The sequence below is a fragment of the Sphingobium sp. PAMC28499 genome, assembly GCF_004795815.1.
Taxonomy (GTDB): Bacteria; Pseudomonadota; Alphaproteobacteria; order Sphingomonadales; family Sphingomonadaceae; genus Sphingobium; species Sphingobium yanoikuyae.
In genome coordinates, this window is the sequence record NZ_CP039248.1 from 1,411,910 (window position 1) to 1,427,646 (window position 15,737).

At 63.2% G+C, this 15,737-nt stretch carries 13 protein-coding genes and 1 tRNA gene; 3 read left to right on the plus strand and 11 right to left on the minus strand.

All coding sequences use genetic code 11. From position 1 onward, the window contains the following. Positions 1–5 precede the first annotated feature (5 nt). The 6 genes from E5554_RS06825 to hspQ all read right to left on the minus strand — a co-directional run bounded on the left by E5554_RS06825 (position 6) and on the right by hspQ (position 7,866). Positions 6–1,406, minus strand: coding sequence for a metallophosphoesterase family protein (locus E5554_RS06825; protein ID WP_136186336.1), 1,401 nt, complete (start codon positions 1,404–1,406; stop codon positions 6–8). Between the two features lie 76 nt (positions 1,407–1,482). Next, positions 1,483–4,275, minus strand: a complete 2,793-nt coding sequence (locus E5554_RS06830; RefSeq protein WP_136186337.1) for a TonB-dependent receptor — start codon at positions 4,273–4,275, stop codon at positions 1,483–1,485. Positions 4,276–4,407: 132 nt separating this feature from the next. Next, complete coding sequence (locus tag E5554_RS22975; protein WP_004210074.1) at positions 4,408–4,548, minus strand: hypothetical protein; 141 nt, start codon at positions 4,546–4,548, stop codon at positions 4,408–4,410. Between the two features lie 146 nt (positions 4,549–4,694). Next, positions 4,695–6,659 carry an oligopeptide transporter, OPT family gene (locus tag E5554_RS06835; RefSeq protein ID WP_037522916.1) on the minus strand — a complete coding sequence of 655 codons (1,965 nt, stop codon included), beginning with the start codon at positions 6,657–6,659 and terminating at the stop codon, positions 4,695–4,697. A 90-nt stretch (positions 6,660–6,749) separates the two neighbouring features. Then, positions 6,750–7,538, minus strand: a complete 789-nt coding sequence (locus E5554_RS06840; protein WP_136186338.1) for a GDSL-type esterase/lipase family protein — start codon at positions 7,536–7,538, stop codon at positions 6,750–6,752. After that, positions 7,495–7,866 (minus strand): heat shock protein HspQ, encoded by a 372-nt coding sequence (hspQ, locus tag E5554_RS06845; protein ID WP_004210078.1) that lies wholly within the window; start codon positions 7,864–7,866, stop codon positions 7,495–7,497. The genes E5554_RS06840 and hspQ overlap by 44 nt, the downstream gene beginning before the upstream one ends. A 146-nt stretch (positions 7,867–8,012) precedes the next feature. Between hspQ and E5554_RS06850 the strand changes: the two genes are divergently transcribed. Both E5554_RS06850 and E5554_RS06855 read left to right on the plus strand, forming a co-directional pair. After that, positions 8,013–8,102: transfer RNA gene (locus E5554_RS06850), tRNA-Ser, on the plus strand. Positions 8,103–8,197: 95 nt separating this feature from the next. Then, positions 8,198–9,424: a DUF6538 domain-containing protein gene (locus E5554_RS06855; protein WP_168708686.1), complete on the plus strand. Its 1,227-nt coding sequence runs from the start codon at positions 8,198–8,200 to the stop codon at positions 9,422–9,424. 95 nt (positions 9,425–9,519) lie between these two features. Here E5554_RS06855 and E5554_RS06860 read toward each other — a convergent pair whose 3' ends face one another. Next, positions 9,520–10,305, minus strand: coding sequence for a DarT ssDNA thymidine ADP-ribosyltransferase family protein (locus E5554_RS06860; protein ID WP_136186340.1), 786 nt, complete (start codon positions 10,303–10,305; stop codon positions 9,520–9,522). Between the two features lie 558 nt (positions 10,306–10,863). Between E5554_RS06860 and E5554_RS22980 the strand changes: the two genes are divergently transcribed. Beyond that, a complete protein-coding gene (locus E5554_RS22980) occupies positions 10,864–11,052 on the plus strand; it encodes a hypothetical protein (protein WP_125985736.1) in 189 nt (62 codons plus the stop codon). 306 nt (positions 11,053–11,358) lie between these two features. On the opposite strand, the gene rlmJ is transcribed toward E5554_RS22980, so the two are convergent. The 4 genes from rlmJ to pcaD all read right to left on the minus strand — a co-directional run bounded on the left by rlmJ (position 11,359) and on the right by pcaD (position 15,737). Next, complete coding sequence (rlmJ, locus tag E5554_RS06870) at positions 11,359–12,189, minus strand: 23S rRNA (adenine(2030)-N(6))-methyltransferase RlmJ (protein WP_136186341.1); 831 nt, start codon at positions 12,187–12,189, stop codon at positions 11,359–11,361. A gap of 313 nt (positions 12,190–12,502) precedes the next feature. Next, positions 12,503–13,753, minus strand: coding sequence for an FAD-dependent oxidoreductase (locus E5554_RS06875; RefSeq protein WP_136188285.1), 1,251 nt, complete (start codon positions 13,751–13,753; stop codon positions 12,503–12,505). 5 nt (positions 13,754–13,758) lie between these two features. Continuing rightward, positions 13,759–14,961, minus strand: a complete 1,203-nt coding sequence (pcaF, locus tag E5554_RS06880) for a 3-oxoadipyl-CoA thiolase (RefSeq protein WP_136186342.1) — start codon at positions 14,959–14,961, stop codon at positions 13,759–13,761. 5 nt (positions 14,962–14,966) lie between these two features. Then, complete coding sequence (gene pcaD / locus E5554_RS06885; protein WP_136186343.1) at positions 14,967–15,737, minus strand: 3-oxoadipate enol-lactonase; 771 nt, start codon at positions 15,735–15,737, stop codon at positions 14,967–14,969.

Genomic DNA, 15,737 nt, shown 5'->3' on the forward strand with positions numbered 1-15,737 from the left:
ATTCCTCACTTGCCGCGCGCGACGCATTTGCCGCCATCGGGGCCGATATTGCCGGTACAGGTGCGCACGGCGATGGTGGGTTCGCTGGTGTCGGTCAGGTGATTGCCGTCCGCCCGCTTTGTGAGGTCGAAGCCGTCATAGAGCTTGCCCGACGCGGTATAGGTGCGGAATTTCAGGCGATCGCCATCCACGTCCACGACCTGATAGAGTTCGGTCGCTTCCGCCGTCTTGTCCGGCTGGGTGCGGGCCCGGTCGTTAAGGCCGTACATCTTGGAGCCGGTGACCGAGACGAGATAGACCGGCCCCTGGATCGCGCCATTCTTGCGTGCCTGTGCCGACGCCTCGCGCCCCGCTTCGGAGGTCAGGCGGCTGTAGCAATGGTCATGGCCCTGCAGCACCAGATCGACCTTGCGCTTGTCGAACACCGGCTTCCACGCGGCCTTCACCTCGGACGTGTCCTGCGGTCGGGCGCAGGTGAAGACGGGCTGGTGGAACAGCACGACATTCCATTTCGCCTTGCTGGACGCCAGGGTGGCGTCGAGCCATGCGGTCTGCTGCGCCATGGTGCCGAGATCGATCGCCGACGTGCCGTCGAGGATGATGAAGCGCACCCCCTGATAATCGACAAAATAGGTGGTCCTGAGGCCCGGCACACCATTGTCGGGGAGCGCAAACTGCAGCGGGAAATAGGGCCCGAGCTTGCGGCTTTCGCTGCCGTCGGGCTTCACCACATCGACATATTCATGATTGCCGGTGGCGGGCAGTTGCGGGACGATCGACCAGTTATAGCTGCCGGCCTGGTTGAACTCGCCCCATTCGTCGTCGTGATCCAGATCGTCGCGCTGGGCGGCGAGGTCGCCGGCATGGGCGACCAGCTCGATCCCACCATTGGCATGGAAAGCCTGGCGGATGACGCGGCTGGCATAGGTCAGGATGCCGTTCTGGATGTCACCCAGATAGAGGAAGCGGAACGGCCTGGCTTCAGCCGAGGCGGTGCGGAATTGCAGCCATTCGCTCCAGCCCGCGCTGCCCTTCAGCCGATAGGCATAGACGGTATCGGGCGTCAGATTGTCGAAGCGGATCTGGTGATAGAGGGCCGGGCCATTGGCGCTGTCCTTGGCCGTTCCGACGGGGCCGGTCACGGTCCTTGCCTTCTCCTCCAGCGTCGGGCCGTCGACGGAGATGGCGATCTGCGCTTCGCTGGCGGTCTGGGCGGCATCGGTGCGCCAGGCGACGGCCATGCCGCGCGACGGATCGGCAGCAGGCGTCAGCATGATCCGGTCGGGCAGGGTGCGCGCCGCATAGGGGATGCCGGCGGAGCGGGGCACGGGCGGGGTAGCGGCGGTCTGAGCAGAGAGCGGCGCGGCGCTTGCCATCAGCAGCGTGGTCAGGAACAGTCGGGACATGGGCGTCCTTTCCGGGAAAACGGGACTTGCCGGCCGCGCAAGGGCGCGACCGGCAAGCGGGGGACATCGAACGGGATCAGAAGCTGGCGGTGACGCCGAACTTCGCGGTCCAGTTATATTCCTCATATTGCAGCAGGCGCTTGGCACCGGCATAGTTCTGATAGGCGAAATAGGGCTCGTTGGTGGCGTTGATCCACTCGGCAAAGACCCGGACGCCCGGTGCGACGCGATATTTCGCGCTCAGGTCGAGCTGGAAATGATCGTCGACATAGCGATCATCCTCGGCCTTGCCGCCCAGCTCATCCAGATATTTGTCACGATAGGTGCCCGCGGCGCGCAGCGATATCGGCCCCTTTTCGTAACCCAGGACGATGTTGAACGTGTTCTTCGACGAAGCGGCCAGCGGCACCTTGCGCGGATCGGCGATGTCGCCGTCGGTCAGCACCGTGCCCTTGGCATCGGTATAGGTGTAGTTGGCGTTCAGCAGCAGGCCGTCGAACGGCGTCGGCAGGAAGCTGAAGACCTGGCTATAGGACAGTTCGAAGCCCTTGATCTTGGCCGTGTCGCCATTGATGTAGGTCGTCAGCTGGTTGTAGTCGACGCCATAGATGGTGCCCGCTTCCTCGATCGTCTGTTCGACGACGAAGTCCTTGATCGACTTCCAGAAGAAGCCGCCGGTCAGCGCCGCGTTGGTTCCGAAATACCATTCGGCCGACGCGTCGATGTTCCAGGCGCTATAGGGCTTGAGGTTCGGGTTGCCGAGCGTCGCCTCGCCATCCTCGTTGATGTCGAAGCGCGGTGCCAGGTTGGACAATTTCGGACGGACCAGGCTCTTATAGCCGCCGAAGCGGAAGACCAGGTTGGTCACCGGCTCGTAGCGGACCGTCAGGCTGGGCAGCCAGTTGGTATAGTTGCGCACGAAGCGGGTCGGCGTGATCGTGATATCTTCGACCTCGTCGCCGGTCGCCAGCGTCTGGAAGGCGCGAATGTCGTTGCGGGTCTGCTCCATACGCACACCGGCAATGACACGCAGCGTGTCGCTGTCCCAGCGGCCCATCAGGTAGCTGGCGAGAATGTCCTCGGTCACCGAATAGTCGGAGGTGGTCGAGTTGAGCAGCGTGTCGAACTCGTTCAGCTCGAAATTGGCCTGGTTGTCGTAGAAGAAATTGGACGGGCCGGTATGGCTGGGCAGCGGCAGAATGTCCTGGATGCGGTAGGTCTGCCCGCCGAGCACGTCGGCCAGCGTGTAATCGCCATCATAGCCGTCATAGACATCCGACTGGAGATTATAGCTCTTCTTGCGCCAGCGCGCCTTCATGCCGGTCTGGACGGTGAAGGTGCCGCCATCGGTGGCGAAGGCACGGCTGATGTCGCCCTTGATCGTATATTCGCGATCCTTCGAGTCCGACAACGTGGTGCGTTCCAGCTCGTCAAACTCATAGTTGGAGGCATCATAGAAGGCGTCGGTATTACCGGTGACCGTGTAGCGCGGCTTCATCGGATTCGAATAGTCGAAGCCGACATTCACGCCATTTTCTTCGAAATCCGCCTGGAAGCGGGTCGGATCGATCGAGCCATTTTCGCGCTCGCTGGCTTCCGACCAGCTACCCGAATAGGTCAGCTTCCAGGGACCGGTATTGGTTTCACCGCCCAGGGTCAGAGACTTGATACGCTGCTTTTCAAAACGGTCCTTCATCCGGCGACGGACGCGGATGCGGTCGTCCTCATCGGAGAATTGCGCGCTGGTCGCGTCGCCCGATTCCGGTTCGCCGCTCATCTGGAAAATGATGTCGCCGCGATATTCCTGATCTTCGAACTGGCTGTAGAGGCCGCGCGCGTAGAGCTTGGTGGTATCGGTGGCGAGCCAGTCGAGGCTGAGCGAGCCGCCCAGGCGCTTACGCTGGACGTCATAGTCGCGATACTGGAGCTCCTCGGCATAGGCGATGCCATCGTCCGTCTGGTTCCAGTCGGCCGCCTCGATATTGTCGCTCTCGAACTTGCGCTTGTAATAGCTGAAGCCGCCGGCGATGCCGAAGCGATCGGTGATGCGGGTCGAGAAATCGACGCTGCCCTTGGGCGTCAGCGCATCGGCATAGTCGTTATAGCTGCCTTCCAGCTTGACCGAATAGAGATCCTTCTTGCGGTCGAAGGCGCTGGTGGTTTGGATTTCGATCGAGGCACCGATGGTGTCGCCGTCCATGTCCGGTGTCAGCGATTTCTTGATCTCGATCGATTCGATCAGTTCCGAAGGGATGACGTCCATCGCGACCGAGCGGACATCGCTTTCCGGCGCCGGCACGCGGGTGCCGTTGATCGACGCGGCGTTGAGTTCCGGGTCGAGGCCGCGAACCGAAACGAAGCGGCCTTCGCCCTGATCGTTCAGGATGTTGACGCCGGGCAGGCGGCGGATCGATTCGGCGACATTCTGGTCGGGGAACTGGCCGATGGCGTCGCGGGTCAGGACGCTTTCGACACCGTCGGCCGCGCGCTGGCGCGACAGCGTCGACGCCTGGTTGGCGACCTGGCCGACGACGATGATCGACGCGTCGATGTTCGAGCCGATGCGGATGTCGGCATCGACGTCACCAGTGACGGGCACGACGACGGTGGTGCGCACCGGATCGGCACCGGTGTAGCGGGCTTCGATCGTGTAGGTGCCCGGTGCGACGTCGGGGAAGCGGTAGGAGCCGTCACGGCCGGCTTCGGCGATGCGCCCATTTTCGACGATGCGCAGTTGGGTCGACTGCAGCGCGCGGGTGCCGGTGCCGTCGGACACGGTGCCGCTGATGGTGCCGGCCAGGGCGGCGACGGGCATGGCGGTGGCAAGGATGATCGCGGCGCGGCTCGCGCCACGGAACAAGGTCTTCATGGTGAATGCTCCCCTTCGGTTGGGGAGGCCATTGGCGATGAGTCCTTACGGCTTCATGGCAATATGATTGCAGTTAAAAGTCTGAAAAATGTAACTTATGTGACGTGATGCAGGGGCCACATTATGGGGCGCTCAGTCGCGCCGCGGGCCGCTGCGCCGGGACAGGCCGCCACGATGGTGCAGCCGGCCGCCTTTTTCCAGCCGAGCCATATGGTCGATGAAAAAGACGGCGCCGATACACAAGATGATGGCAATCAGGAATTCGGGCGGCATGTGGGCTCTCCAGCCTTTGGGTGATGCTGGAGAATTAAACCGTCGGACATAGGGTTTCGAGCCGCAGGTCGGCCCATATCCATTCTATTGTCGTAGGATTTCGTGAGAATGGGGCGGCCTTGGCTCGATCGCCCCATCTCATCCCGTCAGGCGAGCGGTGCGGTCGCCCAGTGGCGCAGGCGCGCATAAAGGGCGGCGATCACACCGGCGAAGATCAGCACCGACAGCGGCACCGCCCAATGGCTTTCGGCCACGAGCGCCAGCGGCGCGTCGCTGTCGGTCGAGGCGACGATGCCGGCAAAGGCGACGCCGAACAGGCTTTCGCCGACGATGAAGCCGGTGGCCATCAGCACGCCCATGCGCTCGGCAAATTCCGGGTTCGCCTGGCGCAGCGACCAGCGATTGTAGAAATGGCCGATCACCGCGCCGACCGGGATCAGCAAGGTCAGTGCCATTGGCAGATAGATGCCCATGCCGACCGCGAGCGGGGGCAGGCGCATCTTGCCGGTCTTGCCGAGCAGTTCGTCCAGCGCGACCACGACCACGCCGATGCCGGCGCCGAAGCCGATCAGGCCCCAGTCGAGATCGCCGCCCAGCACGCCCTTGGCAAGCGCGGAAATGAGCGCGGCCTGCGGCGCGGGCAGGGCGGTCGCCTTGGCGCCGGGCGCGCCGGCAAAGCCGAAGGCGCTGTTGAGCAAATCGAGCACCGGCGGGATCACCAGCGCGCCGAACAGCACGCCCAGCACCAGTGCGATCTGCTGCTTCCACGGCGTCGCGCCGACCAGCTGGCCGGTCTTCAGGTCCTGGAGGTTATCGTTGGAAATGGTGGCGACGCCGAACACGATCGCGGTGGTGAACAGGGCATAGGCGATCAGCGCCTGGCTCTGTTCGGGATGGCCCGAACCATAGATGGCGGCGAGGATCAGCGACGCGCCAAGCACGGCGAGGATGCCGACGCCCGAGATCGGGCTGTTCGACGCACCGATAAGGCCGGCCATATAGCCGCAGACCGACGCGATGACGATGCCGGCGACCAGGATATAGGCCAGCGTCAGGCCGATGATCGGCACCGGATTGGCGGCGATCGGCCCGCCCTGGGCAAAGATCCACAGCAAGACGGCGATCGGCACCAGCGAGGCGAGGATGGTGCCGAAGACGATGCCGATCGGCAGATCGCGTTCGGTGATGTCCAGCGTGCCGGCATCGCCCGACTTGCGGACCTTGGCGGCGTTGAGGGCGGAGCGGATGCCGCTGATGATCGGGCCGAGAATCTTGAGCAGGGTCCAGATCGCGGCAATGCCGATCGTGCCGGCGCCGATGAAGCGGGCCTTCATGCGGAAGGTGGTGCCGACCAGGTCGGCCAGGTCCGCGCCGGCGGGCAGCGGGCTGGTGAGATAGGGGACGATGCCGACCCAGCTGATCAGCAGGCCGACGAACATGGCTGCGCCGACGGAGATGCCGACCAGATGGCCGACGCCGATCAGCGCCATCGAGAAGCTGGTCGAGACCGAGCTGGCGCCTGCGCCCAGCTTGAAGAAGGTGGCGGCTTCCTCGGCCAGGATCTTGGTCTTGGCGATGATCGAGAAGCCGGCGGCGGCGATCGAACTCATGACGATGGCGGCCAGGCCGCGCTTATTCTCTTCCAGGCCCTCGCGCGAACCGGCACCGACTTTCAGCACTTCGGCGGCGGCGACGCCCTCGGGATAGGGCAGGTCCGATCCGGTGACGAGCGCGCGGCGCAGCGGCACCGAATACATGACGCCCAATATGCCGCCCAGCGCGATGGTGCAGGCCGACAGCCAATAGGGGAAGCCCTGCCACCAGCCGATGATGACCAGGCCCGGCAGCACGAAGATGATCGCCGAGAGCGTGCCAGCGGCCGATGCGATGGTCTGGACGATGTTGTTTTCCAGGATCGTGCCGGTCGCGAACAGGCGCAGCACCGCCATGGAGATGACGGCGGCGGGGATCGAGGTGGCGAAGGTCAGGCCGATCTTGAGGCCCAGATAGACGTTCGCGGCAGTGAACAGCAGGGTGATGAGCGCGCCCAATATGACGCCGCGTAGCGTCAGCTCCGCCATCGGCACGGCCTTGGCCGAATCGGTTGTCACTGCTCTTTTCCCTTCGCCAGTCGATCGATCAAGCGGCTGGTAATAATGTTGCTGGCGCTTGGATCAATCTTAAACTGGCCGGCAGGGCGGTCAGGAATCGCGGCCGGCGACCGCATCTGCCAGCACGGCATGGTCCAGATAGGCGTCGACCAATCTGGTCCAGCGCTCGTAACCGCGCGGATTCATGTGCAAACCGTCGGGCCGGAACAGGGATGCGTCGGGCAGGCCATCTGCGGCCAGAAGCGGGCGGCCGACATCGAGATAATCGAACTTCATCGCCTTGCTGCGCGCCGAAACGGTCATGTTGACCGCCGCCATCTGGGGCCAGAGCGTCCAGCGGATCGGGCTGGGCTTGAGCGAGAGATAGGCGATATGCGCCTTGGGATAGTCGGCGCGAAGCTGGCGCAGCAGGGTCAGCACGTCGGTGGCGACCTTGTCCGGCGTCGCGCCGGCGGCCAGGTCATTCTCGCCGACATAGACGATGATCGAGCGCGGCTTGGCCTTGGGCAGCAGCCGCTTGTAATAATGCAGCACGTCGGGCGTGGTCGCGCCGCCAAAGCCGCGATTGACCGTGCCGATATCGGTGAAGCTGCCCTTGATGTCCCACAGGCGGATGCTGGAACTGCCCAGGAACAGCGTGGCGTCGGCGACCGGCGGGTCGGCCGCTTCCGCTTTCGCAAAGGCGGCGATCTCGTTGGAGAAGGGGAAGGTCGGGTCGGCATTGGGAACCGCGACCTTGTCCGACGCCGGGGCCTGCGTCGGCAACGGGGCAGCCTGCAACGGCCCGGCCGCGGCGAGCAGCAGGGCAAGGCCCAGCGCCGCCCGCCGGTGCGGCTCAGTGCCGGTGGCGCGGGCGCAGCTGATATTTGCCATCCGCATAATCGCCGAACAGGCCGGTGATCGCAGGGTGATCGACCGGCTCCTCGCTGTCGTCGGCCACCAGATTCTGCTGGCTGACATAAGCGACATAGCTGTTTTCGCCATTTTCGGCGAGCAGGTGGTAGAAGGGCTGCTGCTTGTCGGGCCGGGCATGTTCGGGGATCGATTCATACCATTCCTCGCTGTTGGCGAAGACCGGGTCGATGTCGAACACCACGCCGCGAAAGCCGAAGCTGCGATGCTTGAGGACATCGCCGATGCTGAAGCGGGCATGGACGACCGGCGGGGCGGTGATGCCGGTACCGATATTCTGAATCGTGACTTTCATATGACCAATTTAGGGTGCCCGCGCAGGGAGACAAGAAAAATACCGAAAAGGGTGCTTGGCAAGGATGGAATCATTCGCTAATGGGCGCCCCTCGACCCGATCGGTGCGGCATTTTTCCTTGCGGTTCAATGCTTCCGGTCTTCTGCGGAGAGGTGGCAGAGTGGTCGAATGCACCGCACTCGAAATGCGGCGTGCCCGTGAGGGTACCGAGGGTTCGAATCCCTCCCTCTCCGCCAATCTTCCCGTAAGATTGTGAGATAAAACGATTTCTTCCTGATCCACGGCTGCCGAGCGTTCAACCGCTACACAACGGTGCTACAGAATGAGATCGATGACATATCTCCGGGCGACCACAGATGGTGGTTTCGAGGTCCGCATGACGGTCCCAAAAACGCTTCAGTCGATCATCGGAAAATCCAATCTCACTCGACGATTGGGACGAGTGTCTCGATCAGAGGCTAATCGTCGGGCCGCTTCGGTGATCGTCAGGTTTCAGTCTCGGATCGAGGCTGCGCGGGAGGGACGGCTTGACGAAGATGATGCGCCACCGTCGAAGCCGGTAATGATCTCTCAGGCTCGCCGGATCGATCCAGCGCCAGCGCCCACAAAGGTGCCATTCGAGGCGATCATCAACGGCTATCTGCTCGAACGGAAACCCGCTGCTTCGACGATCAAGCGCTGGAAGCCTGTATTCGCTCATTTCAAGAGATGGGTCGGCCATGATGATGCGGCGAAGGTGTCGGCGGATGATGTCGTCCGTTGGAAGGAGGAGCTACTTCGATCCGGTATCTCTGGCCGCAGCGTTCGGGAGGTCTATCTCGCGGGCCTCAAGGTTGTGTTTGGGTGGGCTACGGAAAACCGGAAGATATCGGCGAACCCGGTGACCGGCATTTCTGTGCGGGTGGCGAAGCCCGCACGTTTGCGTGAGCGAGGATTCACGGACGTTGAGGCAAGAACGATCCTGCGGGCAGCACTCGCCGGAGATCATGGAAATGTCTCTGAAGCTCACCGGCGCGCTCGGCGTTGGGTGCCATTTCTATGCGCCTATACCGGCGCACGCGTGGGCGAGATAGCACAGCTTCGGGGGTGTGATTTCATCAAGCAAGACGGCGTGTGGGCGATCCGAATAACGCCCGAGGCGGGCTCAACCAAGTCGGGCTCGGCAAGATTGGTTCCGCTGCATTCTCGCTTAAGGGAACAGGGGGTGGTGGAAATGGCGCGCGTCTTCGGCGAGTGGCCTGTTTTCTACAATCGATCATTGGGTCGAGGAGGTGATCCTGCCAATCCGCAACATAAGAAAGTGGGGGAGAGACTGGCCAAATGGGTCCGTGAGCTAGAGGTGAATGACCCACATATTCAGCCCAATCACGCGTGGCGGCATTTGTTCAAAACCTTGGCGCGACGCGCCGGGATGAATCCTGAAATCCGGGATGTTCTTCAAGGTCACGCGCCAAGATCGATCGGTGAGCAATACGGGGATTGGCCTCTCGATATCCTCTCGGAGGGGATCGAGCGGCTGGCTACTTTCGATATAGGTGCGGAGCGTTCTAATTCTTAAGTCGCGCGGCCAATTCAGGGGTTGGCAAGCGACCAGAATCTGCCATGTGACGGATGCATATTGCACCCCAATAGGTGTGGAGATTAGGACGGCTCTCAGTCTTGCATGCGCGGCATCCCTTTTTCGCCGCCCATCGCCTGCCATTGCGGGAACAGAGCTTCGCGACCAATTTTTGAAACTAATGCAGAGAAATCCGACGCGGTAGGATGTAGTAATCCCGCAAGATCGTCGAGCTTTTCAATCGGCAAATCCATCGCACCTGCATGGACCACACCGCCCTTGTGATCATAGAGCCGAAACGCGACGATTCGCTTTCCTTGCTTGTTCAGCTTGGTCGCCATCAAGCCGTGCGCAAGGAAATGCCGATCTTCCTCAAGCTGAGCAAACAAGCTTACCATAGACCGAAGTTTACCTGCGAATGGTTTTACCGGGCCGTCCATGTCGAGAATCGTCTCGAGCCGCTTCAGCTTGGTTGAGAGCTTGAAAGGCAAATCACCCAACGAATTATAGTCGGGATGCTGGCGGCACATCATTAAGAGGTGGGTAACTGAAAACTCCACCGCCGCGTAACGCTGTATGCTGGGTTCCAGCAGCAGAACTACCCAATAGGCGTTGCCGACATCGCGCATCTTCGCTCTGAACATTCGTGCGTTTATGGCGGCGATTGAAACCGAGACGGCGTTGTCATGCCCATCGAGGCGATAGTGGCTGCTGGCACTGGCGAAAATTTCCTCGTCGGTCTCCAATGCTGATCGTGAGAGCACGCCGCGATCGATGATCGAGCGCAGATTTTGCGCCTGCGTGAAATGGAGCAGATATGGGACGGCGCGGGATTGGGCTTCCTGGCGTATTCGGGTAGGTATGTCCGGGGTCAGGGCCATCAGGTTTCCTCGGCGCAGCCGGTATGTTTGCGTTAGTTTCCAACAATCAGAGAGACGCGAGCACCGTTGTGTAGCGGTTGAACGCTCGGCAGCCGTGAATCAGGAAGAAATCGCTTTATCTCACAATCTTACGGGAAGATTGGCGGAGAGGGAGGGAGGCCGTTCTTCGCGTCAAACATGCTGATATTGCGTGTCTTTTCGAGGGTTGAACGTAGCAGGTTGTAGCGTTGAAGTGGAGCAGTAGTTCGACTTCCGCACTGAGATTCGAACCGTTCTCCACCGATCGTAACTGCTGTGATCGCGCGGGATATCATCACGCCGGAGGATCGAGCGTCACGATGGAGATCAAGGCGATGGGAGACAGGTGGAGCGGGTGGCGGGGGTCTGTCGGGTGGTTCTGGAGGGCTGCGGTGAACCAGCGTCCTCGGCCATCATTTCCTCGCCATCGTCCCCGGCGTTACCATCGATATGTTCGATGATCCCGGCGACGCTCTCCCCCTGATCATGGGCAGCAGCATGGGTGGCCGACGTTGCCTTCGGCTTCGAGCGTGATGCCATATGCTGATCTCCATGATGTCGCTGACGGTCGCCCAGAGCATGGGCGGTGATGGTCGGCGGATGACGATGTGGCCTGACGATGTCGGGTCGACGATCGGGCGAGATGATCCCGGCCTGATGCTGGTAACGACCGTCGGCGGTGAAGACGGGGTCCCGGAGGATGCCGATCAGTCAGCCAGTGCCGGATAGACCGATGCCCGACCGATCCCCATGGTCTTGGCGATCGCGGCAGCACCCATGCCGGCTCCATTAGCGGAATGCGGAGCGGATGAGGTGTCGGAATGCTCAACGAAGCGCGGTTGTGCGCTGCACAATTCCGGGAAGGGATGGGCTGTTGGAGGCGCATCATCTCTGCCGCCTCCTTATGCCTGCGGGCTGCGGCTTTGGCGATATGATCGGCGAACTTCGTGTTTCAGCGATCAGCCTGATCCAGTCTGCCTGCAATCTGGAGCGCGGCAATGCTCGCTCTGGAGGAAGAGTGGGCTTGGGCTTATCCTAGTCGCTCAACCAATCGGCGAGAATCTCGCCCCGATGCCCTTCGGGGGCCAACGCCGCGCGAAAGGCCTCCAACATGGGCGGTAATGCCTGCGTGAAAGCGTAGGGCGGATTGACGATGAAAAGGCCCGCACCGTTATAGATGCCGGGTTGCTCGCTATCATATAGCCAATGCTCCACGCACAGAAATTTCGGGATGCCGAGCTTGCGCAACTGCGCCTTCCACCGCGCATGCGTGGCGTAGTCTTTCAGCGGAAACCAGATTACCGTCACGCCATGCGCCCATTTGCGCTGCGCGGCGGCGAGGGTGGCGGTGATGCGGGCGCGTTCGTCCGCCTGCTCATAGGGCGGGTCGACCACCACCACGCCGCGCGCGGTGCGGGGCGGCACCATGGCCAGCCACAATTCGTAGGCGTCGCGTTCATGCATGGCAGCGCTGGTCCCGCGCATCACGCCACGCAGGGTGTAAGCGTCTTCCGGGTGCTTCTCGTTGAGGATCAGGACATCCTGCGGGCGCAAAAGCTGTGCCAGAAAGCGCGGCGAGCCGGGGTAAAGCTGCGGCTCGTCCCCCACATTCACCGCCCGCACGGCGGCGCGATAGTCGTCCAGCAAGGGATTTTGGTCGGCAAAGGCCCGCAGCACGCCCTGCGTCGCCTCGCCGGTGCGTTGAGCGGCATCGCCGCCAAGGTCGTACAGGCCACAACCGGCATGGGTGTCGATCAGCGTGAGCGCGCCCGGCTTGTGCTGCAAGGCCCGTATCAGGGCGATCAGCAGGCTGTGCTTGACCACATCGGCGCTGTTGCCCGCATGGAAGGAATGGCGATAATTCATTGTGTTTCAGATCCTGACGGCCTGCCTTTAGACGAGCTGCCGGACCTTCTGCAAAGCGAAGTTGTGGCCGGCCCGATATTATCGGGCGCACAAACCGCATGCGAGGTGATTGAAGCAACCAATCCGGCGCGCGCATAGGGACAGGCGGAGACCTGCAACGGGCTTTTGAGCCAGGTACCAGGCTCGCCTTATTTCGTGGACTGATAAGGGCGCGGCCACAGCCGCATGCGGTGCCGTGGCCACGCCCTTGGCATGGTCATGATCGGCCCGTGAGCGACCGCCGCCGCCATGGGAGCACGGCGATCGCCTGCACTTAGTCGACGGCAGCCGGTGTCGCGCGGACGGTGTCCTTGAGCGCGACACTGCTATCCGAAAGCCGGTCGATATCGATCTGCACGTCATTCTCGACCAGCTTGCGACCCTGGACATAGTCCTTGACGCTGTTCACGCAGTCGAGCGCGATGACCTTGCCATCCCTGAGATAGACGATCGAGAAGGCGCCGTCGGTGGGCGTGCCGCGCATCACTGTCTGGTCGAAGCCTGCGTTGATCCCGGCGGTCTGGAGCTTGAGATCATATTGGTTCGACCAGAACCAGGGGAAGGCGCGATAGGGGCGTTCGTCGCCGCAGATCGCCTTCGCCACGCAGGTCGCCATGTCATTGGCATTCTGGATGGATTCCACCCGCATCACCTGCCCGCCGGCAAAGTCGCAGGCAAAGGCGGCGCAGTCGCCGATGGCATAAATGTCGGGCAGCGAGGTCCGGCACCCGGCATCGACATCGACGCCATTGGCGCCCTTCGCCCCGGCACGGATCAGCGGCTCGACCGCCGGGATGATGCCAATGCCCACGATCACCGCCTGCGCGGGAATGCGCTCGCCATCCGCCAGCCGCACCGCCGTCACCTGACCGTCCGCCCCCTCCAGGCAATCGACCCTGGCATCCAGGCGCAGGTCGACGCCATGGTCGCGATGGGCCTGCTGGTAGAAGGCGGACAACTCCTCGCCTGCCACCCGCGCCAGCACTCTTGGCAACGCTTCCAGCAAAGTGACCTTGAGGCCCATCTTGCTCAGCACGGCGGCCGCTTCCAGCCCGATATAGCCGCCGCCAATGACCACGATCTCGCGCTTGCCGGCATCGATTTCCGCCATCAGCGCGTCGCAGTCGGCGCGGGTCCGCACCGCATGGACGCCGGCCAGATCGGCGCCCGCGCAGCTCAGCCGGCGCGGATCGCCGCCGGTCGCCCAAATGAGCTTGCCATAGCCAAGGCTGCGTCCGTCGGAGAGCGTCAGTTGCTTGCCGGCCGGATCGACCGCCGTCACTTCGGTGCCGAGCAGGAAGTTTACATCCTTTTCAGCCCAGAAGGCGGGCGGCCGGATCAGCAGCCGCTCGAACGGCTTTTCGCGCGCGAAATAATCCTTCGACAGCGGCGGCCGCTCATAGGGATATTCCGGCTCGCGGCCGACCACCATGATGGTCCCGGCAAAGCCGTTCTGGCGCAGCGCGATCGCGCATTGCGCCCCGCCATGGCCGGCCCCGACGATGACGATATCTGCGCGGTCCATCGTCATCACACCCGCTCCAGCAGCAGGGCGAGGCCCTGGCCCACGCCGATGCACATGAAGGCCAGCGCATGGCGGCCGCCGGTCCGATGCAGTTCCTCGACCGCCGACAGCGCGATGCGCGCGCCCGACATGCCGAGCGGATGGCCGAGCGCGATCGCCCCGCCATTGGGATTGACGCGCGGGTCGAAGGGATCGACGGCCAGGTCGCGCAGCGTCGCGATCGCCTGGCTGGCAAAGGCTTCATTGAGTTCGATCACGTCCAGTTGATCGACGCTCATGCCGTTGCGGGCGAGCAGCTTGCGCGCCGCCTCGATCGGGCCGGCGCCCATGATGCGGGGCGCGATGCCGGCCGCTGCCATGCCGATCACCCGAGCACGCGGCGTCAGCCCGTGCGTCACCGCAGCCGCTTCCGATGCGACCAGCATCGCCGCCGCGCCGTCATTCAGGCCCGACGCATTGCCCGCCGTCACCGTGCCGTCGACTTTCACCACCGGCGTCAGCTTCGCCAGCGCCTCCAGGCTGGTGGCACGCAGATGTTCGTCGGCCTCGAACAGCAGGGGATCGCCCTTTTTCTGCGGGATCGAGACGGGCACGATCTCGGCGGCGAAGCGACCGCTCGCCTGCGCGCGTGCCGCCTTTTCCTGGCTGGCCAGGGCAAAGCGATCCTGCTCCTCGCGGCTGACATCCCATTGTTCGGCGACATTCTCGCCGGTCTGGGGCATGGTATCGACGCCATAGGCGGCCTTCATCGCCGGGTTGATGAAGCGCCAGCCGAGCGTCGTATCCTCGATCTTCTGGTCGCGGCCAAAGGCACTGCCGGCCTTGCCCAGCACATAGGGCGCGCGGGTCATGCTCTCGGCGCCACCCGCGATCAGGAAATCGGCGTCGCCGCTGCGGATCGCCTGCGCCGCCATGCCCAGCGCATTGAGGCCCGAGCTGCAAAGCCGATTGACGGTCACGCCCGGCACGGCCTCACCCATGCCCGCCAGCAGCACCGCCATGCGCGCGACGTTGCGATTATCCTCGCCCGCCTGGTTGGCGCAGCCCAGGATTACATCGTCCAGCGCCGACCAGTCGGCCTGTGCATTGCGCGCCATCAGCGCCTTGAGCGGCAGCGCCGCCAGATCGTCGGCACGGACGGTCGCCAGCGATCCGTTGAGCTTGCCGATCGGGGTGCGGACGGCATCGCAGATGAAGGCCTGTGCCATATGTCTCAGCTTTCCAGGAAAGAGGTGATGGCGCCCGCCAGCGCCTCGGGCGCTTCGAGCGGGGCCAGATGCGCGGCTTCCAGCGCCACATGCGCCGCGCCGGGGATGCGGGCGATCAGATATTCGCCATGCCCCTCAAGAGGCGTCGATGTGTCGCGCGTGCCGGTAACGATCAGGGTCGGACAGGCGATGCCGCCGATCCGGTCGGCCAGATCCATGTCGCGGATCGCCGCGCCGCAACCGGCATAGCCCTGCGCGTCCATCGTCAGCAGCTGGCGCCGCACCGCTTCATAGATGGCCGGCTCGGCAGCGTCGGACAGGAAACGGCCCATGGCAAGATCGGCGATGGCGGCCATGCCCTCGCCCCGCACCTTGGCGATACGGTCGTTCCATGACGCGCTGTCCATCGTCGCGGAGGTACAGATCGGCAGCAGCTTCTCGACCCGCTCCGGCGTGCGCAGAGCCAGTTCCATGCCGACCATCCCGCCCAGCGAGACGCCTGCTACAGAGAAGCGATCGAACCCGGCCGCATCGGCCGCCGCCAGCACATCGTCGGCCAGCATGGCGAGCGCATAATCACCCGGCTCGGCGATCGACGCGCCATGGCCGCGCGCATCGATCCGCAGCACCGCGAAGCGATCACGCAGATGGGGCAGCACGCCGTCCCACAAATCCATGTCGGTGCCGATGCTGTTCAGCAGTAGCAGCGCGGGCGCGTCATCCCGCCCGTCACGCTTCCAGTAGAGGTTCGCACCGGGACGCTGGATGAAAGCCAT

What these genes read in the sequence shown, in the direction of transcription:
- E5554_RS06855 (WP_168708686.1), top strand. Translation starts at nt 8,198, where the DNA reads ATGACATATCTCCGGGCGACCACAGATGGTGGTTTCGAGGTCCGCATG.
- E5554_RS06860 (WP_136186340.1), bottom strand. Translation starts at nt 10,305, where the DNA reads ATGGCCCTGACCCCGGACATACCTACCCGAATACGCCAGGAAGCCCAA.
- pcaF (WP_136186342.1), bottom strand. Translation starts at nt 14,961, where the DNA reads ATGGCACAGGCCTTCATCTGCGATGCCGTCCGCACCCCGATCGGCAAG.
- E5554_RS06875 (WP_136188285.1), bottom strand. Translation starts at nt 13,753, where the DNA reads ATGGACCGCGCAGATATCGTCATCGTCGGGGCCGGCCATGGCGGGGCG.
- pcaD (WP_136186343.1), bottom strand. Translation starts at nt 15,737, where the DNA reads ATGGCTTTCATCCAGCGTCCCGGTGCGAACCTCTACTGGAAGCGTGAC.
- E5554_RS06830 (WP_136186337.1), bottom strand. Translation starts at nt 4,275, where the DNA reads ATGAAGACCTTGTTCCGTGGCGCGAGCCGCGCCGCGATCATCCTTGCC.
- E5554_RS22975 (WP_004210074.1), bottom strand. Translation starts at nt 4,548, where the DNA reads ATGCCGCCCGAATTCCTGATTGCCATCATCTTGTGTATCGGCGCCGTC.
- E5554_RS22980 (WP_125985736.1), top strand. Translation starts at nt 10,864, where the DNA reads ATGCTGATCTCCATGATGTCGCTGACGGTCGCCCAGAGCATGGGCGGT.
- E5554_RS06840 (WP_136186338.1), bottom strand. Translation starts at nt 7,538, where the DNA reads ATGCGGATGGCAAATATCAGCTGCGCCCGCGCCACCGGCACTGAGCCG.
- E5554_RS06825 (WP_136186336.1), bottom strand. Translation starts at nt 1,406, where the DNA reads ATGTCCCGACTGTTCCTGACCACGCTGCTGATGGCAAGCGCCGCGCCG.
- rlmJ (WP_136186341.1), bottom strand. Translation starts at nt 12,189, where the DNA reads ATGAATTATCGCCATTCCTTCCATGCGGGCAACAGCGCCGATGTGGTC.
- hspQ (WP_004210078.1), bottom strand. Translation starts at nt 7,866, where the DNA reads ATGAAAGTCACGATTCAGAATATCGGTACCGGCATCACCGCCCCGCCG.